Source organism: Fibrisoma limi BUZ 3, assembly GCF_000296815.2.
Classification (GTDB): Bacteria; Bacteroidota; Bacteroidia; order Cytophagales; family Spirosomataceae; genus Fibrisoma; species Fibrisoma limi.
On sequence record NZ_CAIT01000009.1, the window covers coordinates 1,921,486 to 1,943,520 of the forward strand.

Below are 22,035 nucleotides of genomic sequence, written 5' to 3' on the forward strand. Positions count from 1 at the left end.
CGCCAGCCGGACCGGCTGGCGTTTTGCGTTTTATTTCTGAATCTGTTCCCAGACCAAATCAGCTATGACCTGCATGCCCGCGTCGTTAGGGTGAGCCGCCACGCCGGGGTCGGCGTACTGGCTGGCAAAATATTGGCCTTTCCCCTCGATCACGCTGACTTCAGCCAGTGCATACCCTTTCCTGGCCACTACGTTGCGGATAGACTGGTTGGTGCGTGGCCGGTTCCAGACGCTGGTTGTACAGACGACTTTAGCCGGGCCGGAGAATTGCACCAGCCGGTTAAGCAGGCGCTCAAACGCCTGTTCGAAATTGGTCCCATTGACGTCACCCTCGTTGACATTCTCGCCAATCCGGACAACGATCAGGTCGGGCTTGAATTCCTGCAACGGCGCATTGAATTCGTCGAGGTTGTACGAAACAAAATTCCGTTCGAACCCACCCCCCGATTGTAGTCTGAATGTTGCCTGCGGGTGGATGTTGGTCAACTGCTTATCGAGCAGATGAACAAAATCTTTATCGAGCGCAGAAGCCGCCATGCCGTTGAAATTAAACCAGCCCAGATTAGGTGCCGGGGCGTGGTTCATGATGCTGTTGCCGACCACGAACATACGCTGGAAATAGGGCGAAAACGTGGCCTGCGTCGTTTGTGATACCAGCTCGTTGATTCGAGTGCGGGCCAGAACGGGCGTTTTGGTAACAGCCGCCATCTGATTGCCTTCTGTCCAGGTCTTGCCGTTATCATACGAGTATTCCAGTACGGCGCCTACGGGCATTGATGAGGCCGACAGACGAACGTTGGTACCATAGGCGATCTTGCCTCCCTGTGGCTCAAAGCTGGGCTTGGGAAGGCCCTGCGGAGGAAGCTTAGGCGGTTGTAGGCGTTGAATGGCAATGGAAAGGCAATTGGGTTCGCAGGCTGATTTAACCGGCTTTTTAACGTCCTGTACACGCCCGATAGTTTCCAGTTGAGCGCAACCAGATTGCCAGAAACACAGCACGAGCAGACAGGTGAAAAAATAGCGAACACCTATTCGGCCGACCGTATAACGATACAAAAGCTTATCCAAAACAAAAGCAACTAAGGTCCAGCCGAGCATAGCGCCAAAAGTGTGCCAAATTTTTGCGTCAATAACCCACGGTATCAAGCCATTGACAAGCTGGCTGTCTAACACGGTTTCCATCCGTAGCGTACTATAGAACAGTAGGTTTACGAGCATATAATCGGAACAAGTCGAAAGTTGTTGGCGAGGATGCTTAATTTTGCTGACGTCTACCCATACGGCTGTTTGCTGTGTAGCAGTTGGTACTGGATAATCATCTTTCCCAGGCCGACACCGTATGATCAGCACTACTGTATGAAGAGAGTTCGCTTTTACTCATTAGCGATTGGTTTTGCCCTGATGCTGATACTGCCGACACTGGACAACCTGTTTCATCTGTCGGACCGCTTCGCCGGAAATGAAAATCGTCGGTTGAGCGAAAGACCAACGTTTCACTTTCCGCACGTTGGTACGTACGTCAGTCAGTTCGATCGGTATTTCAAAGAAAACTTCGGATGGCGAAATTTCCTGTTTTTTGTTTACAGTCGCTGGAAATATTACGGTCTGGGCACGTCGCCCCTGCCCGAAAAAGTCGTAGTTGGTCGTAACGGCTGGTTTTACCTGGGTAACAGCTATAACAACGTAGTGCAGCAGCACCAGGGGTTGATGCCGCTCTCGGTCGATTCGGCCCGGATCATCACCCAGCGGCTCGTAGAACACCAGCAGCAACTGGCCCAGCGAGGTATCAAACTGTATGTATTCATCGCCCCCGATTCGCACACGATTTATCCGGAATACCTGCCGGATCACCTGCGGGTATCAGATCGCCCCTCGCGACTCGACGTATTCAAGCAGTACGCAACGCAGCATTCGTCGTTGCCGCTGGTCGATGTGCGCGATACGTTGATGCGTAGCCGGCAGCAGTACGAAGTGTATTACCGGACCGATACGCACTGGAATGATTACGGAACGCTGGTAGGCTGCGCGGCCCTGATCGAGCGGATTCGGCAGGATGTACCAACAATCCCCCCTGTGCGCAAAGCCGATTTTCGCATCACCTCCATGAGCGGTGGCGGGGGCGATCTGGTGCAGATGCTGACACTCGAAAAAGAGGTAAAAGACCGCGTTTTCTACGACATAAAACCCGCTCCGTTTTTAACGGGCCGGCAAACGGCCACCGTACCGGATACCGTCACCGGCCCGGCCCGGTCGGGCTTCCCGTCGCTCCGTTTCATCGGCCCGGACCCCAGACGCCCCCGGCTATTGCTCATCGGCGATTCGTTCAGCCACAGCATGACCCAGTTTATGCCCGGCTACTTTGGCGAATCCTATTTCGTTCGCACCAGTCGGCTCGATCCGGCCTTAATTAGGGCCGAAAAGCCGGATGTAGTGGTGATTGAAATTGTAGAGCGAAATCTCGATTGGCTAGCTCGTTTTTAAGCAGGTTGCTCATCAGCAAGCGCGTAATTATCTACCCGCCAAGATTAATTTATGATTAAAATAATGAGAAATTGTAATAAGGGACGAATTATGACACTACTGCCCCATTTTTGTATAGAAGCAGAATAAGCGTACTTTACAGAAAATCAGTTGTAAGACCATTTGCTATAATTATGCTGTTTAGCTCAGCGACATTTCTCTTTTTCTTTCTGCCGCTCTTTCTGCTGCTTTATTACCCCTTGCCACATCGCTGGCGAAACGCGTTTTTGTTCGGTGCCAGCCTGATTTTTTATGCCTGGGGTGAGGGGCCAGTCGTGCTGATTCTGTTGTTATCGGCTTTTATCAACTTTGCAGCGGGCTGGCTTATTGAGCGCGGTCGCCGGAAAGCCGGCTTGGGATTATCGCTGGTAGGTAGTCTGTCGCTGCTGTTTTACTATAAATACACCAATTTTCTGGTTGATTCCGTACGGGGAACCATTCAGGTGCTGGGTCTGTCGGGAGCGGATAGTATGCAACTGGCGCAGATAGCCTTGCCAATCGGGATCAGCTTTTATACCTTCCAGGGTATCTCGTATACCCTCGACGTGTACTGGGGACGTATCCGGGCTAACAAAAGTTTTCTGGACTTTGGTACCTACGTGGCCATGTTTCCGCACCAGATTGCCGGTCCCATCGTTCGCTACGCCGATATTGCCCCTGAGTTGGCCGACCGCCCCGTGTCCATCGAAAAGTTTGGTGTCGGTGCCGAACGGTTTATCATTGGTCTGGCCAAAAAAATTCTGTTGGCTAATACGTTCGCCAGCGTTGCTGATACCATTTTCAACGCTCCGTCCGATAGTTATACGGCCGCTACGGCCTGGCTGGGTATCATTGCGTATACACTCCAGATTTACTTCGATTTTTCGGGCTATTCCGATATGGCCATCGGGCTTGGTAAGATGGTCGGGTTTGATTTTAAAGAGAACTTCAACTACCCATACATTTCCCGTTCTATTCAGGATTTCTGGCGTCGCTGGCATATCTCGTTGTCGAGCTGGTTCCGCGATTACCTGTACATTCCGCTGGGTGGCAACCGGGCCAGCAAGCTTCGGACGTATCGCAACCTGCTGATTGTGTTCTTCGTAACGGGTCTGTGGCATGGTGCCAGTTGGAACTTTATCATCTGGGGCCTCTATCACGGTGCGTTTCTGCTTGTCGAACGTGCTGGCCTGGGCAAGCGGCTGGAACGGACCTGGCCCCCCATCGCTCACGCTTACACCCTGCTGGTGGTGATGATCGGCTGGGTGTTTTTCCGGGCTGCCGATCTGACCTCGGCCATAACGTACCTGCAAACAATGTTTGGGTTGACGCCCGCACCGGTTGTTATGGCTTACCCATTATCGTATTTCCTGAATGCCGAAGTGCTGGCAACGTTGGTGTTGGGAATCGTGCTGGCTACCCCCGTCTACCACCGTTTTCAGCAGGTCTGGCAGCGGTTGCAGGCCCGGCTGGTGGTATCGGCCGCTCGTTATACGCTGGATCTGATCTACGTCATGAGCCTGTTTGGGCTGTTTATCATGGCCGTAATGTACCTGGCTGCTGATACGTACAATCCGTTCATCTACTTCCGATTTTAACCATTTTCCTCTCAAATGGCTGCCGCACCGACACAGTATGAAGAACAGACACCAGTAACGCTGAGTGCTGTGCAGAAGGGGAGAGGTATTAACCGATCCATACGAACGTGGCTGCTGGCGTTCGGATTTGGTTTGCTGCTGGCCCTGCCGACCGCTGAACGCTGGATGGGGTTAACAGCCAACTTTCAGAGTACGGAAAATCGTCGGCTTACACCATTTCCCACATTCCACTACCCGCACATCCTAACGTTCATTCATGAACTGGATCAGTACTGTAAGGAAAGTTTCGGCTTTCGGAACGCCCTGTTTTACGAGTACAGTACGTGGAAATATGATGTCCTGCATACATCGCCCCTGCCCGAAAAAGTAGTAATTGGGAAAGGCGGCTGGTTGTTTGTTGGAAATAGCTACAACCGCGTTATTGATCAGCACCGGGGGTTTGTTAATCTGTCGGACGACGCGCTACAACAAATTGAACAGAAATTACTGGCACGGCAACAGGAATTAAAGCGACTGGGCATCCGCTTCTACGTACTGATTGCGCCGGATTCCCACACCATTTACCCCGAATACCTGCCGGACGAGTTGCGGTCAGGGGTGCAGGATCCGTCGTCGCTCGACCGGCTTACAACCCGTATTCGTCAGCATGGAACGCTGCCCCTGATCGATTTGCGTGATACGTTGATGCAGGCTAAGAAACAATACCAGGTCTATTATCAAACCGACACCCACTGGAATGAACCCGGTGCCCTGATTGGTTGCGTAAGCCTCGTGGATCGTATGCGAAGAGACGTACCGTCGATACCGAAACCTTCTGCATACCATATCCACCGACAGGCGGGTGGATACGGGGACCTGGCTCTGATGCTTGCTCTACAGAGCCGCTTGCATGATACGTTCAAATACACAGTTGAGGTGACGCCCGATCGAAAGGCGCAGCGACTGGCTGAATATGACATGCCGGGACACTACCTGCCGTCTGGCCGTTACGCCGGACCCGACCAGGAGGCTCCCCGCCTGTTGCTGTTCGGTGACTCATTCAGCCACAACCTGATCAAATTTTTACCCGGCTATTTCAGTCAGACGTACCACGTCTACCAGACTACGTTCGACGCCGAGCTCGTCAACGCTGAAAAACCAGATATTGTCGTACTTGAAATTGTGGAGCGCGATTTGGAAAAACTGGCCTTGTTCTGATTAATTAGCCCGCGACCACGACGCGGATGCGGCCGAGGCTGGCTGACGACCGAGAATGAGATCGGCCGCTTTTTCGCCAATCATAATCACTGGCGCGTTAGTGTTGCCCGATACGATAGTGGGCATGATCGATGCATCGACCACCCGCAGACCATCGATGCCCCGGACCCGTAGCTCAGGGTCAACCACGGCCATCGGATCGGCCGAACCCATCTTGCAGGTGCCTACGGGATGGTATACGGTTTCCAACTGCTTACGAATATGGACCAGAATGGCTTCATCAGAACTCCGGTCAGGTGGGGTTTGTAAGCGTTGGCAATACGAACCAAAAGGCTCGGCCTGCATCACCTCCACCGCTTTTTTTACGCCTTCGACCAGCACTCGCTGGTCATCGTCGTGCGACAGGTATCGCGGATCGATTATAGGAGCGTCGAGTGGATTAGCGGACCGAATGCTTACGTACCCCACGCTTTTCGGTTTCAACAGCGTCGGTAGAATTGTATAGCCGTCTGTTGTCGGGTAGGTAGTTATATCATACATGTCGCCCGTGTAATCATCGCCCAGGTGAATTGGCGCAAACTGGAATTGTATGTTTGGGCGATCCGCAGCCGGATCAAGTTTAATAAAGGCGTTCGCTTCCAGCGGACTGATCGTCATGGGGCCTTTTTTGGAAAGCACATACTGCGCTAAGGCCTTAAACTGGTTAAGAGGCTTCAGCACCGAATTGCTCGAAACGGGTTGTGTACACAAGCTGCTAACGCCGGTAAACAGATGATCCTGTAAATTCTGGCCAACGCCCGGTAAATCCCGGACAACGTCGATGCCTTGTTGCCGTAACGTATCGGCGGGGCCAATTCCCGACAGCATCAGAATCTGGGGCGAATTAAACGCTCCGGCCGATAATATCACCTCCCGCCGGGCTTCGGCCGTTTCGGTCGTGTTTTTACCCGTCAAAAACTCAACACCCGTTGCCCGGCCGTTTTGGATAATAACCCGGCGAGTGTGGGCATGCGTAACGACTTTTAGGTTTGGGCGATTCAGCGCCGGTTTTAGAAAAGCCGTAGCCGCACTGTGCCGCCGTCCGTTTTTGATCGTAAACTGGAAATAACCGGCTCCTTGCTGTTCCGCGCCGTTGTAATCAGGATTGCGCCGTATGCCCGTTTGTTCGCAAGCAGTAACAAACGCTGTTGCCAGAACGGTGCGGTATTGCTGAGCAAACGTTACGTTCAGCGGACCATTCTGGCCATGGTAGGAAGAGTCTAACTGCGCAATTTGCTCATTATGTTCGGAACGAATGAAATACGGTAAAACATCGTCATAGCCCCAGCCGGTGTTGCCAAGGGCAGCCCAGTCGTCGTAGTCGAGTCGGTGCCCGCGAACGTAGGCCATGGCGTTAGTTGAACTGCAACCACCCAAGGTTTTACCTCGGGGTTGGTACATTCTCCGGTTATCTACGTCTGGCTGAGGTTCTGTCCAGTACGCCCAATCAACCGCAGAGCCGTGTAATTTCGCATAAGCAGCCGGTATGTGTATTTCCAGTTGCTTGTCTGGCCCTCCGGCTTCAAGTACTAACACCGAAATAGCTGGATCAGCAGAAAGCCGGTTAGCCAGCACACAGCCCGCCGAACCGGCTCCAACGATGATGTAGTCGAATTTCATAGCTGTACGAGCATGTACCGGTTATGAAATTACAATTTTCCCGCGAAAAAATTTAAAATAAAAAAGCTGGTGGGTGTCGTAGGGGTAGTGTCAAGTTCCGAATCTGACATCACCCCTACGACACCCACCAGCTTTTTTGTACGCTACGAAGGAAGCTCGGCCAGGACTGTCACGCCCCCTTTCGTACGGTCCCCAATTTTTACCTTTACGTCGGCGTCAAGAGGCAGGAATACATCGACGCGCGACCCAAATTTGATAAAGCCAAGTTCGGTCCCCTGTTCAACGGGCTGGTTCTCTTTCACGTACCAGACAATTCGGCGGGCTACAGCACCGGCGATCTGGCGCAACAGTACCTCGACCCCATTAGCCAGTTGGATGACAATAGTGGTACGTTCGTTTTCAGTGCTCGATTTAGGATGCCAGGCCACCAGGTATTTTCCAGGGTAATACTTGAAATACCGAACGATACCGGTCACGGGATTGCGGTTGACGTGTACGTTCAGGGGCGACATGAAGATGGAAATCTGACGGCGCCGTTCTTTAAAATACTCGCTTTCCTCGGTCTCTTCAATAACGACAATGGTGCCATCCGCAGGTGCAATGACCTGGCTTTCGGCGCGGGTTAACTGGCGGTTCGGAACTCGAAAAAACTGAACAACCAGCCCGAAGAGAACCAGACTTGCCACTAACAGGACAATGATGGCAGTCGGTTGGCTGGAAAACAGATAAAAGTAAGCGAGAAGATTCAGGGCTAGTAAAACCAGCCCTGTCGTGAGCATAATCGTATACCCTTCGCGGTGTAAGCGCATGAATGTTCGGTTCGGTTTTCGGTTTATGGCAAACTAACCCTGACGGGGGTTATGTACCCGGCAAAGATAAGCAACCTGTTGCCGTAAACCGAAAACCTACTACCGTTGTTAATAACCACCCCGATACTTATACGTACTGGCTACCTTGTCGATCGCGACGATATAGGCTGCCAGACGCATCGGAACCTGGAAGCGCTGCGACGTTTCGAACACCCGATCAAAAGCATCTTTCATGACCCGGTCGGCCCGGCGATTGATGCGGTCGAGCGTCCATTTGTACCCAATGCGGTTTTGTACCCACTCGAAATACGAAACCGTAACCCCACCGGCGTTGGCCAGAATATCCGGTACGACCAGAATCCCCTTGCTGTTGATGATTTCATCGGCGCTGGCCGACGTAGGACCATTTGCGCCTTCAACAATCATCTTGGCCTGGATAGACCCGGCGTTCTCATCCGTGATAACGTCTTCTTTGGCAGCAGGAACCAGAACATCGACCGCCAGCGAAAGCAGTTCTTCGTTCGTAATCTTTTCCGCTCCACTGAAGCCGTCCAGCGTACCGTTGTTCGCGTTACGGTAGCTCATAGCCGCCGTGATGTCGATACCTTTCGGGTTGTAGTAGCCACCCGAAATATCACTGATAGCCACTACGGTAACGCCCCGTTCGTGAAGTAGTTCGGCAGCGAAAGAACCAACATTACCAAAGCCCTGAATAGCCGCCGTTGCCCGGTACGGGTTCATGCGGAGCTTATCCATGGCCGACAGCGCTGCAACGGTTACGCCCCGACCGGTAGCCTCCGTACGACCCAGCGAGCCGCCCAACACCAGCGGTTTACCCGTCACAACGTTGTTGATGGTCATGCCCTTCGATTTCGAGTATTCATCAACGATCCAGGCCATTTCGCGGGGGCCGGTTCCCATGTCAGGGGCCGGAATGTCGCGATCGGGACCAATAACATCGAGCATCGCCACCGTATACTGGCGGATGAGTCGTTCGATTTCGCCGGCCGACATCTCCCGGGGGTTACAGGCGATACCGCCCTTGGCTCCTCCATATGGAATATCAACAACCGCGCATTTCCAGGTCATCCAGGCTGCCAGCGCCCGTACCTCGTCGAGGTTTACGCCCGGGTCCAGCCGGATACCGCCTTTGGCCGGGCCAAGAATGTTAGAGTGTATGACGCGATACCCTTCAAATACCCGAATGGCACCGTTATCCATTGTAACGGGCAAGCCCACAATAACCTGACGGGCGGGCACTTTCAGAATATCATACATCTCATCGGAGATGCCCAGCATCCGGGCTGCCGCATCGAAGCGCGACATCATTGACTCAAGTGGATTTTCCTTATCTTTTATAGGAGCCGGTTCAATATAAGCCATGGCCATAGTATTACTTCTCTCTTAAAACAAGTTTATTGATGAAGTGTCTTACAAACATAACAAAACCTAAACGATAATGTGAAAGGTATATTTTTTCCCAATTTAATCTAAAAACAAACCAGCCGTATATTACCCAACCGGCAGTTAGTTTACCCCAAATTGTTGTTCACAATGAATTAACATAGCCAAATAATAGTTTGAAAAATAGAGTGATAGCATTTAGATAAAAAACGAAAAATTTTGCCGGTAAGCGGTTAATCAATTGAAAACCGCTAAGATTCCGTTAATTTTGTAATATACTTGGTCGTTCACTATTACACTACTTTCGACTACTCGCTATGGTTCAGGAAGAAAAGAAACGCTATTCGGAGGAAGAGCTAAAGGAGTTTGAAGAGTTAATTAGCCAGAAGCTCGATGCTACCCGGAGCGAGCTGAACTACATTAAAGAGACGCTGAGCAAGCGTAATGATAGTGGTACGGACAATACGTCGGGTAACTCAAAACTTCTTGAAGACGGTGCAGATACCAGCGAACGTGAAAACCTCAGCCAGTTAGCGGCCCGTCTGCAAAAATTCATTCAGCAACTGGAAGCGGCTATGGTCCGCATCAAGAATGGTACGTATGGCATCTGCAAAGACACCGGTAAGCTAATTCCGAAAGAAAGACTTCGGGCTGTGCCTCATACGCAGCAGACCATTGAAGCCAAGCTGCGGCAGGCAAACTAGAGAATACGTACATACGCGGTAAATTTCGTAGTGTAAAGGCCGCTACGGTTGGTTTACCTGCCAAACAATAAAGGAGGTCCGGCGTTTCGCCGGACCTCCTTTATTGTTTGGCAGGTAGAAAACGTAACAAATTGGCATCTCTCATGAACTCGCCTATTGCATACAAAGTGCGAGTTTTTTCCACATACCTGTTACCAAAAATCGCTAACTTTTTACAGCTCCAGATGTTGCGTCAGATCAAGAGCTATTAAGTAATCGATAAAAAAGGTTTTGAATACCTTTTTAGCGGTGAAAAAGGCGGTGTAACGCAAAAAACGATCATTTAATACACTACTGGCTATTTTTTCAGAACAAAATGGACAATTTTTTGTAGATACGGCAGGGTAAAATCAAATACATACGGTCATGTTAGAACGCCTTGAAGAAATACGGGAAAATATATTCCGCTATCTGGAGGCCCGGATCGAGTTGTTTACGCTCGAAACGCGGGGTAAAGTAGAGGAAGGAGTTGTGGTGGGAGTTCATGGAATTGTACTGGCTTTACTCGGTACAATGACGACAATTTTTCTATTTAGCCTCCTGGCTGCCTACCTGAATGAATTGACGGACAGCCGCTACATTGGCTTTCTGATCGTCGCGCTCTTTTTTCTGGTATTAACGGTTATCTGGGCCGTTGCCAAAGACTTTTTCAAAGGGAAGATCCGTTCGATTGCGTACGGTATTTTAAAGAAAAACCAGGAGAAAAAAGCAGAAGATAAATCTCAGGCTGTTCAGGACCTGATGGATCAGGCCCGTACGACCATCAGCAACGATGATCGCTATAACCAGACAACTCCTTCTAGCCAGCCGGTTCGCTAAAAATCGGTACGCTCATCAATTCGTTTACACTAACTTTAATTTGTTAAAAGCATGGAAGACCCTAAGGTACCTTTTGCTGACACAACCGCCCGCCGGGCTCAATTAATGGCTGCTACGGAGCGCTTTAAGTCATCAATCAACAATAGTGTGGATGCCATCAAAGGCGATGCAACTGAAGTTGGTAAAACGGCTGCGCTTGTGGCAGGTGTTGGATTAGCCGTATATTTGATAGCAAATGCCATTTTGCCAAAGTCGGATGAGTACCGGTATGCCGAAAAGTACGGTGAGCCAGACGACGATGACTATGAATATGACGACGACGGAGTAAGCGCTGATGTTAAGTCGGCTCCAACCCATCGTAAAGTAATTGAACAGCAAGCAAAAGAGACGCAAAAATCATCAGCTATCAGCGGTCTGATTGGCGGTTTGGTTACGTCCGTTCTGACCAACATTGCCCGCGAACAGCTGTCTGGTCTTTTGGCCCGTATCCGTAATAATAATGCGATCAATCCAACCGCAGAACCAAAGCATCGGGAAGAGCAGTATCACGAAATGGCCCCAACAGGACCTGCTGACTACTCTACGCAATTATAAACAAACAGGCCAGAAGGCGTTTGCTGTCTTGCTCGATCCGGATAAGGTCGAGCAAGACGCGTTTATAGCCCTGTTGGACCGTACGCATACATATCCGGTCGATTTCTTTTTTGTAGGCGGTAGTTTAATCACCAGTTATACCCATAAGGAACTGATTAACACAATACGCCAGCATTCGGCAACGCCGATTATCCTCTTTCCGGGCAACCCGCTGCACATCGAGCCATCGGCAGATGGTATTTTGCTTCTTTCGCTTATTTCCGGCCGTAACCCGGAGTTTCTGATTGGTCAGCACGTTATTGCGGCTCCGCTGCTTAAGCAAAGTAATCTTGAAATTCTGCCCACTGGCTATATGCTCGTTGACGGGGGCGCACAGACGACCGTTTCGTATGTCAGTGGTACCATGCCGTTGCCGTACGACAAACCCAGCGTAGCAGCCTGTACGGCTATGGCAGGGGAGTTGCTCGGTCTTCGGTTAATATACCTGGATGCTGGAAGTGGAGCCCGTCGGCCTGTATCACCCGCTATGATTACGGCTGTCAGGGAAGTAGTTGATTTGCCGATTGTTGTAGGTGGCGGTATCAATACGGCTGAAAAAGCGTATGCGGCTTTTCAGGCTGGAGCCGACCTCGTTGTGGTAGGGAACGGTATTGAGCAAAATCCGGATCTACTGCCCGAGCTATCGGCGGTCGTGCAGGGGTTTAACCAATCATTAGTGCAATCGTAGCGTATGAAATCAATTATTACCGGATTGCTGCTGGGTACAGCAATTCTGTTGGGACAGCCGTCGTTTGGTCAGACGTCCATTCAGCGAAACGGCGAAACAATCTACACCGAAGTCGAGCGACAGCCTGAGTTCCCGGGGGGCAAGCGGGCTCTGAGTACGTACCTGATGAAAAATGTCAAGTACCCAAGCGCCTTATCCAAAACGAACTACGATCCCGGTAAGATTATCGTCAGGTTTGTTGTCGGCAGAAATGGAGTAGTCAAAAACGTCGAAATTTCGTCGAAGCCGGCGGCTGCTGAAGCGCAGCAAAGTCTGCAAAATTACCTGGCTTCCATACTGAACGCGATCGAGAGGATGCCGCGCTGGCGACCTGCCGAAGTAAACGGGGAGCGTGTGGCCAGTTTATACGTTCTGCCCGTACAAGTTTTTGTAAATTAAAAAAAGGAGTGAGAAGGGGAGAAATCCCCTTTCTCCTTTCCTCCCTTCTTATTACACATTCATCAGCGATTCGCGACGACGCATCTTACCGGCTGGAATACCGAACATCATCTTGAATCGGCGGCAGAAGTACGCTGTATCCTTGTAGCCGACCTCAGCCCCAATGGCCCGGATGCTCTTCTTACTGGTCCGCAGTAAACCAACGGCAGCCTCCATACGCTGGTATTCAATGTAATCCTGTGGGTTAATACCCGTCAGCATCTTGAAATACTGACCAACGTAATCTTCCGATACGTTGGCCACGTTAGCCAGAACTTTGTTCGACAGATCGCCCCCCAGGTTTTCTTTGATGTAAGCAAAGATGTCGATCAGGCGAGGGTCCTTGAAATACGTGCTATTTGTCACAAGCTGCTCAACAAACAGTCGATTCTTCAGGATGTACCGAATTACCTCGATGACGATTTCCTCGGTCTTGATCTTAATAATCCGCCCTTTACCAGCCAGATCGGTCATTTCTTCGGCCAGGATCTGGTTGATTGTATTGGACAGATGATCCTCACCTTTGATGATGAACGGCGGTACGTCCAGTGAATTGAAAAAGTTAACCGAGTCAAACACCTTGGCTTCGAACGATACGAAGCCGAATGAGTTCGGCTGGTGACCAATGAGCCGGGGGTCGTGGTTACCTTCAAAGTACAACTCCCGGTGCGTCATAAACTCTTCGTTCGAGACAACTTTCGTGTTCGACGAATCACCGTATGTAACCGTCACGTGTTTGCCGCCCGGAATAAAGAGCATATCACCTACGTCGACCTTGATTTTTTCTTCGCCGATTGATACTTCACCACTGTAGAGAATCAACAGCGTATTCTCAACGTCGTAGTAGTTTTTGATCGTAATCGGTTGCAGAATCCGGATGTTACGGGCCTTTATAAACTTAACACCCAGCGATTCGATAATTTTATTGTAATCTTCCATGGCTGAAAGGGATGTTCCGCGTGGTTGCTTGTTGTTGAAATTTGCACAAAACTAATAATTTGTACAAAACTAATACAAGTATAAAAGTTTCCAAAAAATAAAAAAAAGAGTGCGTATTCGCAATGAACACGCACTCATGTTTTAAAAAATTTACTTTTATCGAGAAACGAGCTAGTGAACAAGCTCCCGGGCGATCACCAATTTTTGGATTTCAGAAGTACCTTCGTAAATCTGAGTAATTTTAGCATCCCGCATCATGCGCTCCACGTGAAATTCTTTCACGTAACCGTACCCACCGTGTATCTGAACCGCTTCGGTAGTGGCCCACATGGCTACTTCAGAAGCATACAGTTTAGCCATGGCGGCTGCCTGAACGTAATCTTTGTGTTCATCTTTCAGGCGGGCGGCTTTGTACACCAACAAGCGAGCAGCTTCAATCTTAGTTGCCATTTCTGCCAGTTTGAATTGAATGGCCTGATGGTCAAAGATTTGCTTGCCAAATGCCTTCCGTTCCTGCGCATAGTTGAGCGACAGTTCATAAGCACCTGCCGCAATACCCAGTGCCTGAGCCGCAATACCAATCCGTCCACCGTTTAGAGTAGACATGGCAAATTTGAAGCCGAAGCCATCGTCGCCAATGCGGTTTTCTTTTGGCACCTGTACGTCCGTAAACAGCAGCGAGTGGGTATCCGACGCCCGAATACCCATTTTATCTTCTTTCTTACCAACCGTAAAACCGGGCGAACCTTTCTCAACAATCAGGCAGTTGATGCCGCGGTGTTTCTTCTCCCGGTCGGTCTGGGCGATGACCAAGGCCACACCGGATGAATTACCGTTCGTAATCCAGTTTTTGGTACCGTTCAGTAAATAGTAATCACCTTTGTCTTCGGCAGTGGTCTGCTGCGACGTAGCGTCCGAACCGGCTTCAGGCTCAGACAGGCAAAAAGCACCAATCATTTCGCCGGTTGCGAGCTTCGTCAGGTATTTTTGCTTTTGAGCTTCACTGCCGTATGTTTCGAGGCCCCAGCACACCAGCGAATTGTTAACCGACATGATAACCGAGGAAGAAGCATCAACCTTAGAGATTTCTTCCATGGCGAGTACGTAGGAAACGGTGTCCATACCCCCTCCGCCATATTCAGGCGAAACCATCATGCCCAGAAAGCCGAGTTCGCCCATGCGTTTTACCTGCTCAGCCGGAAACCGGGCTTCGTTATCACGCTCGACGATACCTGGCAGCAGTTCGTTCTGCGCAAAATCGCGGGCAGCTTCCTGCACAGCGAGGTGTTCTTCAGATAAATTAAAATTTAAACCCTGTAATTCCAGCGTTGCTGTTGCCATGGCAAATACGTGGTTATGCGTTTGTTGTGAATGGTGTAAAGATAAGAAAAAGTTGACTTTAACCGTATGCACGCATACTGTTACAGAAGGGTATTATCGCCGGTTGTACCGACTTATAGAGGCTAAACTTCAGTTTTAGTTGCTTTATTGAATCCTTGAACTTGTGAGAATCTATGTATGCTCCGGCTATGAAGTTTCTATTCAAAAAGTAGCATAATAAGCTCGGCAACACAGGCAGGTTTGTGTTCGCCCTCTATCTCAAATGCACATTCGATGATGGCTCGCACCCCGTTACCGTCCTCGTTTTTGTTTTGTGGTTCGGCATGATGAAGCCAGGCCTTCGCCCGCAGACGGCTACCAGCAGGAACGGCATTGGTAAAACGAATTCTATTAGCACCGTAATTAATCGCCAGTTTCACCGACTCAACGGAATAAATTTCACCAAGTAGTTTGGGGGCCAGTGACAACGTCAGGAAACCATGGGCAATAGGTGCTTTGTAGGGTGATTCCCGAGTTGCCCGTTCGGGGTCAGTATGAATCCACTGATGGTCGCCGGTGGCCTGAGCGAACAGGTCAATCATTTCCTGGTTGATCGTCATATACTCCGATTCACCGAGCGATTGGCCCGCGTGGGCCGAAAATTCTGCCAGATTAGCAAAGGTTTGCATGAAACGAGTTGGGTAAATGTAATAGGACGCAAAAAGAAATGGGAAGAGCAAAGCTGACATACATACGCGTACCTTGTTTCTCTTTACTCCTCGTTCGTTCTGAGTAATACTATAAGTTTTGCATTTTTGTCGGCATGACCCCAGTCGTTCATGTTGAGTTTTTTGAGTTTCGGGGCAGTTTAATAAGCTTCCGTCGCTATGGTCACGGCCCTACGGCTCTGCTGGCCTTTCATGGTTTTGGGCAGAGTAGCGAGATGTATACGCAGCTAGGGCAGGTTCTTCGCGAACACTTCACCGTGTATGCGCTCGATCTGTTTTACCATGGCGAAAGTTGGTATGCCGACGATCAATTAATAACCAAAACATACTGGCAAGGTTTGGTCAACGCTTTTTTGCAGGCTATGGCCATTGATCGCTTTTCATTGATGGGATTCAGCCTCGGCGGACGGTTTGCGCTAGCCCTTGCCGAAACATTGGCTGGCCGCCTTGATCAGTTGATCTTGATCGCTCCTGACGGAATCACCCGCAGCCCCTGGTATCGATTGGCAACCGGTTCGACTCCGGGACGATGGTTGTTCTGCTTCTTCTTACGGCACATGAGCCTGCTTACTTCGGTCGGGCATGGTTTGACGGCGGTTGGATTACTGCACCGGACGGCCATGCGTTTTGCGGAAAATGCTATGGGTACCGCCGAACAGCGGGAACAGGTCTATCAGTCGTGGACGAAGTTTCGGCTGATTCGCCCGGATCTGAACGTAACTAGCCAAGCACTTGATCAGCATTCAGTACGTGTTCGCGTCTTCACGGGCTATTATGACCGTATTGTGCCCGGAACATACGCACAGCCGTTGCTTCGTCGACTTCGTTCCTACGAGCTGACGGTCCTGAAAGCAGGTCATAACCGGCTGGTCGACCAGGTAGGAGAAATCTTAGCGAAACGCCCGTTGTAAAACTTGCCAGAGACCAATAATTGATACCACGATCAGGCCAATGACGACCAGTTGTGCCCAGGTGTTCTGGTTTGGATTTTCCAGCAGGGTACGGATTTCGCGGGCTTCGTGGCCCGTCCAGATTGCCAGCAGGGTCCGTGGCATCATGCCCAGCATACCCCCCAGCACAATATTCGACAGGCGGGCACCCGACAGGGCAAAAAGCAGATTAGTCAGGCCAAACGGAAGAACCGGAGATAGTTTGGCATAAAAAATTACCCTGAACTCACGTTCCTTAATTCGTTCGAGCACCTGGCTGGCCTTGGGATTTTGTTGGAGCAGATGCCTGAAGCGGTCATGGTCAATCCACCGTACCAGCAGGTTGATGAATAGAATGCCGCCCAGGTTAATCAGGAACAACGGCGTAATGGCCTGCCAACCCAGGAAGTAGCCAAAAATCAACGCCAACATAGTAGGGGGCGTCAGGGCGGCCGAGGTAACACAGCAAAGCGCTGTGAGCCCGACCCACTGCCAGACGCCAAATGTAGTAACAACGGTCTCGTACCGGACGGCATAAACCGTCAGAAGCGAGGTAAAAATAATCGGGGTTACCGACAGGAGAATGCCCGCAATAGCCGGGCCGGTCAGTTTTTTTACTAGGGCTTGTTTCACTACAGTAGAAAACTGACTAGCGAGGATTGTGGTTCATTAGAATAGCGTAGCTTACTAGTGCGGGCTATATGTATTACTTTCGGATATGAAATTTGCAACCAAAGCCATCCATGCCGGTGTTGAACCGGACCCAACGACGGGTGCCATCATGACGCCCATCTACCAGACATCAACTTACGTTCAGGAATCGCCGGGTAAGCATAAAGGCTACGAATACGCCCGGACGCAAAACCCGACCCGAACTGTTCTGCAAAACAACCTGGCTGCGCTCGAAAATGGCAACTATGGAATCTGTTATTCGTCGGGCCTGGGTGCTACCGATGCTATCCTGAAGCTATACAAACCGGGTGATGAAATTATTGCCAGCGCCGATTTGTACGGCGGAACGTACCGGATTATGGTACGTGTCTTCCAGGAGTACGGGCTCAAATTCAAGTTCGTCGGGCTGGATAATCTGGCCAATCTGGAAGCGGCTATTACGCCGGCCACAAAAATGGTCTGGATCGAAACGCCGACTAACCCGCTGCTGCGGCTGGTAGACATCAAGGCGGTTGCGGCCATCACCAAGGCACGTAACATCCGGCTGGTTGTGGATAATACGTTTGCGTCGCCTTACCTCCAAAACCCGCTGGATCTGGGGGCGGATATCGTCGTGCATTCGGTGACAAAATACCTCGGCGGTCACTCTGATACGGTTATGGGGGCTGTCGTCCTGAATGATGAGGAAACGGCCCAGCGACTGGCGTTTATTCAGAATGCCTGTGGGGCCGTGCCCGGTCCGCAGGATTGTTTTCTGGTGTTGCGTGGCATCAAAACGCTCCACCTGCGGATGCAGCGTCACTGCGAAAACGCGTTGAAAATTGCTCAGTTTTTAAAGCAGCACCCAAAGGTCAGTCAGGTTAACTACCCGGGTCTGGAAGATCACCCACAACATGAGTTGGCCAAAGAGCAGATGCGTGGGTTCGGTGGAATGGTGTCGTTCACCCTTCACGGCGATTCGTTGGAAGAGGCTGTTCGAGTAATGGAAAGCTTTCAGGTTTTCTCGCTGGGCGAGTCGCTGGGTGGAGTTGAATCGCTTTGTACGCACCCCGCTTCTATGACCCACGCCAGTATTCCAAAAGAAGAGCGGGAAAAGAATGGCCTGAAGGATACGTTGATTCGGCTCAGCGTGGGCATTGAAGATGTCGACGATCTGATCGAGGATTTGAAGCAGGCAATTGGGTAAATAAAACAGAACCCGTACGACGCCGATAGGGCGGATTCAGACTGGTAAAGTCAGCGAAAAATCCGCTCAATCAGCGTCGTACGGGTTCTGATCATTATTAAAATCTCACTCGTACACCCGCCAGGAAATTCCGTCCGGCCTGCGGATAGTAACCATTGTCAGCCGTTACGCGGCCTTCTGAGATATAAGCGTACGTATAGCCATTTGACTCGTACAGTTCGTTCAGGACATTATTCAGCAGTAGCGTAAACGCAATTTCCTGCGCAAACTTTGGCTTGAACGCGTAAATAATCCGGATGTCGTTTACGAAATATGGGTCCAGTTTTCGACGCTCATTTGACGTATTGTCCAGGTACTGCTTACCTACGTATTTTGAGAGTAGCCCTACTTCAAGGCCTTTGACGGGCGTATACAGCAACTGAGAGCCAGCGATTACGTTCGGAGAAAATGAAATGTCCGTTTCCTGATACGACCTGGCTTCTTGCTGACCATTATCAAAGTTGTCGAGGTACTCCGTGAAGTTCTTAATCTTGTTCCGGCTAAACGTAGCGTTCGCATTCCAGCGGAGCTGACTGGTCAGTCGGGCACCAAGTTCCAGTTCGATACCAGCCCGGTAACTATTCGGGATATTGACTCGGTTATAAGCGCCTACGTCATTTAGTTGGCCCGTCAATACCAGTTGATTTTGGTAGTTCATGTAATACGCATTGGCCGTAAACGCCAGCCGTTCGGCTTGAACCTTGTAGCCGGCTTCGTAATCAAGCAGCCGCTCGGCTTTTGGGCGGCTCGCCGGAGTTGACTGCGTGTAATCGTTCCGGTTGGGTTCCCGGTGTGCCACACCAACCGACGCATAGACCGAACTGCGGTCATTCAGGGTGTAGGTGAAACCTGCCTTAGGGTTGAAAAACGTCAGGTTCGCGTCCTGCTGAACATTCTGTAACTGGCTGTTAAAGCCCAGAAATGAGTAGCCCACCGTCCGGATCTGCGCATCAACGTAGCTGTTGAGTTTGGGCGTAAACTGGTAGAAGGCTTTGGCATACAGGTTAAAATCGGTCTTCATCGCATCATCCTCGTAGTAGCGATCCCGAATGTTGCTGCTACCGGCAAAGCGTGCCCAAACGATTTCGCCAAAGTGTTTGCCTTTATACTGGTTCCAGCCCCCGCCGAAGTTCGCAGTAAGTTTACCGAAGCTGTTGTAATCCAACGAGAAAACCGTACCGTAGTAGTCGTTGTCTAACCATAGCCGACGGATGATATCCGACTGACGGATGGTCGAATCACCAATGACGATGGGTTGTAGACCATAATTGCTAAGCTCGTCGTCCGTCCGGAACTGCTCGTAGTAGCCTTTCCCTTTCGTGTAAAACAGCGAGGCATTTAGCCGAAGTTTACGATTCAGTTCGTGAGACGTAATGAACTGGTAGTTATCCTGCTGATAATTATCAGTTTCGTTGTCGTAGGTGTATGGGTTGTAAGTCCGATTGGTCTTTAATAAACTTTCCGGAACTCCACCCCACGACTGATACGTCTGCTCCTGCCCCGAAAAGACATTAAGCCGAAAAAAGCTTTTGTTCGTATAGTATCCTCCCGACAGGTAAAAAGAGCGTAAATCAGAGAATGACCGGTCAATGTATCCGTCGGAATAGATTTTCGATAAGCGGGCGTCTACTACGAAGTGGTTGTTGAGCAGACCCGTTCCGGCCAGTACGTTTACTTTGCGGGTGCCAAACGAACCGGCCGACAGGCTCGTTTCGGCGTAGGGTTGTTTCTCCAGGCTGCTGGTTTGTATGTTAACCGAAGCACCAAAAGCACCGGCCCCATTAGTCGACGTACCAACGCCCCGCTGGATCTGTATGCTGCTAACCGACGAAGCAAAGTCAGGGAGATTCACGAAAAACGTTCCCTGCGACTCCGCGTCGTTATACGGTATACCGTTGAGGGTTACGTTGATTCTGGTCGCGTCGGACCCGCGAATGCGGAAACTGGTGTATCCCACACCCGCGCCCGCGTCCGATGTCGTTACGAGCGAAGGGGTGTAGTTGAGCAGTACCGGAATGTCCTGCCCAAGATTCAACTTGTTCAGTTCCCGGCGGGATACGTCGGTGTAGGCAATTGCCGACTTCTGATTAGCCCGCGTCGCGCTGACGACCACTTCATCGACGAGCACCGCCGATTTTTTGAGTGCAATGCTCAATGTTACGTTCTCATTGAGGGTCAGCGCCTGTGTAGCAGGTTCATAACCGAGCAACGAGACCCGTAGTGTGAGCGGCCCCGGCTTGAGGTTGTCGAGACGGAACGTACCGCTGGCATCTGTAAACGTACCTTTGTACGTACCTTCGAGCGTAACGGCTGCTCCTGGTAACGTACCGCCGTCGGCATCATTGACGGTGCCCGAAAGGGTTAATTGTGCCCACGCGGGCAGGGTTGATTGCCAAAGCAGGGCAATCAGCAGAAAAAGATAGGTCGTACCTTTCTTCATAGCGAAAAATGGTTACGATAGGCAAGGGGCCAATCCTACCTTCGGTTTGACATGATTTTTGTTATAAGAAATCCAGTTCCCTTCGCCGGCATTACCCGGAGCAGGTTCGATGGGTATAATCTCAGCCCGTTCTGTTAGGGCACCCCTTTATAAGATTAGCGGGCGCAAAGGTAAGCGTTTTTAATAAAACAAGACCATCAGCAAGACGTTTGGTATAATAACCAGTTGTTACATATATGAATGAGTTTGATCTGGTCGTGCTAAACGAAGACATTGCAAACAGTCGATTGAAAGCAGGTGATATTGGCACTATCCTAACCGTGTATGCGGAAGGAAAAGGCTACGAGGTAGAGTTCGTAACGTTGACCGGCGAGACGGTGGCAGTTGAAACCTTATTGCCACATCAAATCCGGGAAGTAAGAGCCTCAGAAGTGATGGCTGTGCGCGATACGGCCGTTCGCTAAGAATAGTTTCAGTAAACTTTTGAGTGCTACACTTTTCCGCAATCTCAAATATTCCTAATTTTGCAATCCAAATTGCAAAAGCATGAGCAAGAAGAACACCGGACTGGACTTTTTAGAGGACCCGGACGCATTAGAGGGGAAACTGGAAGAGATGGGTGACTTTTTCCAACAGAACCGGAATATAGTTTTAGCGGTGGTCGGCGGTATTGTCCTGCTGCTGGCTGGCTTCATTGGATACCGGTTCTACGTGGGCAGTCAGGATGAGACCGCTCAGAGTGAACTGTTTCCATCGGTTTACCAACTGGAAGCTGACTCGTTGAAGAAGGCTCTTACTGGCGACGGGCGCGCACCGGGATTACTCGCCGTGGCTGATAACTATGGCGCAACGGATGCCGGTAATCTGGCTGAGTTCTATGCTGGTACGGCACTGCTGAAGCAGGGCAAATACGACGAAGCTATCGAGCATCTGGAAGATTTCAAATCGTCTGATCTGTTGGTGCAGGCCCGTGCTTATGCGTTGGTTGGCGATGCCTACATGGAAAAGAAAAGCTACGCCGAAGCGGCTGATGCTTACCAGAAAGCGGCTGACTATAAGCCAAACAAATATTTTACGCCGAGCTATCTGCTGAAGCTGGCTACTGCCTATGAGCAGGCCAAGCAGAATGATAAAGCCATTGACGCTTATAACGAGATTATCGATAAGTACGCTCAGTCTGCCGAGGCCGTAAGTGCTAAGAAGTATAAATCGTTGCTCGAAGCGACGGTCGGCGAGTCATAAGCGTATCTGAACAA

21 protein-coding genes and 1 riboswitch are annotated in these 22,035 nt (G+C 50.5%); of the genes, 12 read left to right on the forward strand and 9 right to left on the reverse strand.

Annotated elements, in window-relative coordinates; translation table 11 throughout:
* Nucleotides 1–30: 30 nt before the first annotated feature.
* The gene (locus BN8_RS27690; protein ID WP_009285262.1) at nucleotides 31–1,218 is read right to left on the reverse strand and encodes an SGNH/GDSL hydrolase family protein; all 1,188 of its coding nucleotides are present in this window, start codon (nucleotides 1,216–1,218) and stop codon (nucleotides 31–33) included.
* Nucleotides 1,219–1,356: 138 nt separating this feature from the next.
* Between BN8_RS27690 and BN8_RS27695 the strand changes: the two genes are divergently transcribed.
* From BN8_RS27695 to BN8_RS27705, 3 genes are all read left to right on the forward strand, one after another.
* A complete protein-coding gene (locus BN8_RS27695) occupies nucleotides 1,357–2,481 on the forward strand; it encodes an alginate O-acetyltransferase AlgX-related protein (protein ID WP_040006612.1) in 1,125 nt (374 codons plus the stop codon).
* Nucleotides 2,482–2,654: 173 nt separating this feature from the next.
* Nucleotides 2,655–4,097: an MBOAT family O-acyltransferase gene (locus BN8_RS27700; RefSeq protein WP_009285264.1), complete on the forward strand. Its 1,443-nt coding sequence runs from the start codon at nucleotides 2,655–2,657 to the stop codon at nucleotides 4,095–4,097.
* Between the two features lie 15 nt (nucleotides 4,098–4,112).
* A complete protein-coding gene (locus BN8_RS27705) occupies nucleotides 4,113–5,294 on the forward strand; it encodes an alginate O-acetyltransferase AlgX-related protein (protein ID WP_009285265.1) in 1,182 nt (393 codons plus the stop codon).
* Here BN8_RS27705 and BN8_RS27710 read toward each other — a convergent pair whose 3' ends face one another.
* The 3 genes from BN8_RS27710 to BN8_RS27720 form a co-directional block, all read right to left on the reverse strand.
* Nucleotides 5,295–6,953: a GMC family oxidoreductase gene (locus BN8_RS27710; RefSeq protein WP_009285266.1), complete on the reverse strand. Its 1,659-nt coding sequence runs from the start codon at nucleotides 6,951–6,953 to the stop codon at nucleotides 5,295–5,297.
* Nucleotides 6,954–7,096: 143 nt separating this feature from the next.
* On the reverse strand, nucleotides 7,097–7,762 hold the full coding sequence (locus BN8_RS27715) for a phosphatidylserine decarboxylase family protein (protein WP_009285267.1): 666 nt from the start codon (nucleotides 7,760–7,762) through the stop codon (nucleotides 7,097–7,099).
* A 108-nt stretch (nucleotides 7,763–7,870) separates the two neighbouring features.
* Entirely contained in the window at nucleotides 7,871–9,145 is a 1,275-nt protein-coding gene (locus BN8_RS27720; protein ID WP_192579096.1) for a Glu/Leu/Phe/Val family dehydrogenase, read from the reverse strand.
* A gap of 338 nt (nucleotides 9,146–9,483) precedes the next feature.
* On the opposite strand from BN8_RS27720, the gene BN8_RS27725 reads away from it, so the two are divergent.
* The 5 genes from BN8_RS27725 (at nucleotide 9,484) to BN8_RS27745 (ending at nucleotide 12,487) form a co-directional block, all read left to right on the forward strand.
* A complete protein-coding gene (locus BN8_RS27725; RefSeq protein ID WP_009285269.1) occupies nucleotides 9,484–9,870 on the forward strand; it encodes a TraR/DksA family transcriptional regulator in 387 nt (128 codons plus the stop codon).
* Nucleotides 9,871–10,275: 405 nt separating this feature from the next.
* Nucleotides 10,276–10,728 carry a phage holin family protein gene (locus tag BN8_RS27730; RefSeq protein WP_009285271.1) on the forward strand — a complete coding sequence of 151 codons (453 nt, stop codon included), beginning with the start codon at nucleotides 10,276–10,278 and terminating at the stop codon, nucleotides 10,726–10,728.
* Nucleotides 10,729–10,779: 51 nt separating this feature from the next.
* On the forward strand, nucleotides 10,780–11,322 hold the full coding sequence (locus BN8_RS27735; RefSeq protein ID WP_009285272.1) for a hypothetical protein: 543 nt from the start codon (nucleotides 10,780–10,782) through the stop codon (nucleotides 11,320–11,322).
* Nucleotides 11,228–12,049 carry a phosphoglycerol geranylgeranyltransferase gene (locus BN8_RS27740; RefSeq protein ID WP_009285273.1) on the forward strand — a complete coding sequence of 274 codons (822 nt, stop codon included), beginning with the start codon at nucleotides 11,228–11,230 and terminating at the stop codon, nucleotides 12,047–12,049. The genes BN8_RS27735 and BN8_RS27740 overlap by 95 nt, the downstream gene beginning before the upstream one ends.
* Nucleotides 12,050–12,052: 3 nt before the next feature.
* Nucleotides 12,053–12,487, forward strand: coding sequence for an energy transducer TonB (locus BN8_RS27745; protein WP_009285274.1), 435 nt, complete (start codon nucleotides 12,053–12,055; stop codon nucleotides 12,485–12,487).
* A 51-nt stretch (nucleotides 12,488–12,538) separates the two neighbouring features.
* Here the strand turns inward: BN8_RS27745 and BN8_RS27750 are convergent, their stop codons facing one another.
* From BN8_RS27750 to BN8_RS27760, 3 genes are all read right to left on the reverse strand, one after another.
* Nucleotides 12,539–13,465 (reverse strand): AraC family transcriptional regulator, encoded by a 927-nt coding sequence (locus BN8_RS27750; RefSeq protein ID WP_009285275.1) that lies wholly within the window; start codon nucleotides 13,463–13,465, stop codon nucleotides 12,539–12,541.
* Nucleotides 13,466–13,636: 171 nt separating this feature from the next.
* Nucleotides 13,637–14,806 carry an acyl-CoA dehydrogenase gene (locus tag BN8_RS27755; RefSeq protein WP_009285276.1) on the reverse strand — a complete coding sequence of 390 codons (1,170 nt, stop codon included), beginning with the start codon at nucleotides 14,804–14,806 and terminating at the stop codon, nucleotides 13,637–13,639.
* A gap of 197 nt (nucleotides 14,807–15,003) precedes the next feature.
* Nucleotides 15,004–15,474: a MaoC family dehydratase gene (locus BN8_RS27760; protein WP_040006615.1), complete on the reverse strand. Its 471-nt coding sequence runs from the start codon at nucleotides 15,472–15,474 to the stop codon at nucleotides 15,004–15,006.
* 134 nt (nucleotides 15,475–15,608) lie between these two features.
* On the opposite strand from BN8_RS27760, the gene BN8_RS27765 reads away from it, so the two are divergent.
* The gene (locus tag BN8_RS27765; protein WP_009285278.1) at nucleotides 15,609–16,424 is read left to right on the forward strand and encodes an alpha/beta fold hydrolase; all 816 of its coding nucleotides are present in this window, start codon (nucleotides 15,609–15,611) and stop codon (nucleotides 16,422–16,424) included.
* On the opposite strand, the gene BN8_RS27770 is transcribed toward BN8_RS27765, so the two are convergent.
* Nucleotides 16,404–17,075 (reverse strand): TVP38/TMEM64 family protein, encoded by a 672-nt coding sequence (locus tag BN8_RS27770; RefSeq protein WP_009285279.1) that lies wholly within the window; start codon nucleotides 17,073–17,075, stop codon nucleotides 16,404–16,406. The genes BN8_RS27765 and BN8_RS27770 overlap by 21 nt on opposite strands.
* Before the next feature lie 85 nt (nucleotides 17,076–17,160).
* On the opposite strand from BN8_RS27770, the gene BN8_RS27775 reads away from it, so the two are divergent.
* Nucleotides 17,161–18,300: a cystathionine gamma-synthase gene (locus BN8_RS27775; protein ID WP_009285280.1), complete on the forward strand. Its 1,140-nt coding sequence runs from the start codon at nucleotides 17,161–17,163 to the stop codon at nucleotides 18,298–18,300.
* A 97-nt stretch (nucleotides 18,301–18,397) separates the two neighbouring features.
* Here BN8_RS27775 and BN8_RS27780 read toward each other — a convergent pair whose 3' ends face one another.
* Nucleotides 18,398–20,779 (reverse strand): TonB-dependent receptor, encoded by a 2,382-nt coding sequence (locus tag BN8_RS27780; protein WP_009285281.1) that lies wholly within the window; start codon nucleotides 20,777–20,779, stop codon nucleotides 18,398–18,400.
* Nucleotides 20,780–20,838: 59 nt separating this feature from the next.
* Nucleotides 20,839–20,936, reverse strand: a riboswitch (TPP riboswitch).
* A gap of 79 nt (nucleotides 20,937–21,015) precedes the next feature.
* Between BN8_RS27780 and BN8_RS27785 the strand changes: the two genes are divergently transcribed.
* Together BN8_RS27785 and BN8_RS27790 are read left to right on the forward strand one after the other, a co-directional pair.
* On the forward strand, nucleotides 21,016–21,243 hold the full coding sequence (locus BN8_RS27785) for a DUF4926 domain-containing protein (protein WP_009285282.1): 228 nt from the start codon (nucleotides 21,016–21,018) through the stop codon (nucleotides 21,241–21,243).
* 82 nt (nucleotides 21,244–21,325) lie between these two features.
* Nucleotides 21,326–22,021 carry a tetratricopeptide repeat protein gene (locus BN8_RS27790; RefSeq protein WP_009285283.1) on the forward strand — a complete coding sequence of 232 codons (696 nt, stop codon included), beginning with the start codon at nucleotides 21,326–21,328 and terminating at the stop codon, nucleotides 22,019–22,021.
* Nucleotides 22,022–22,035 lie beyond the last annotated feature (14 nt).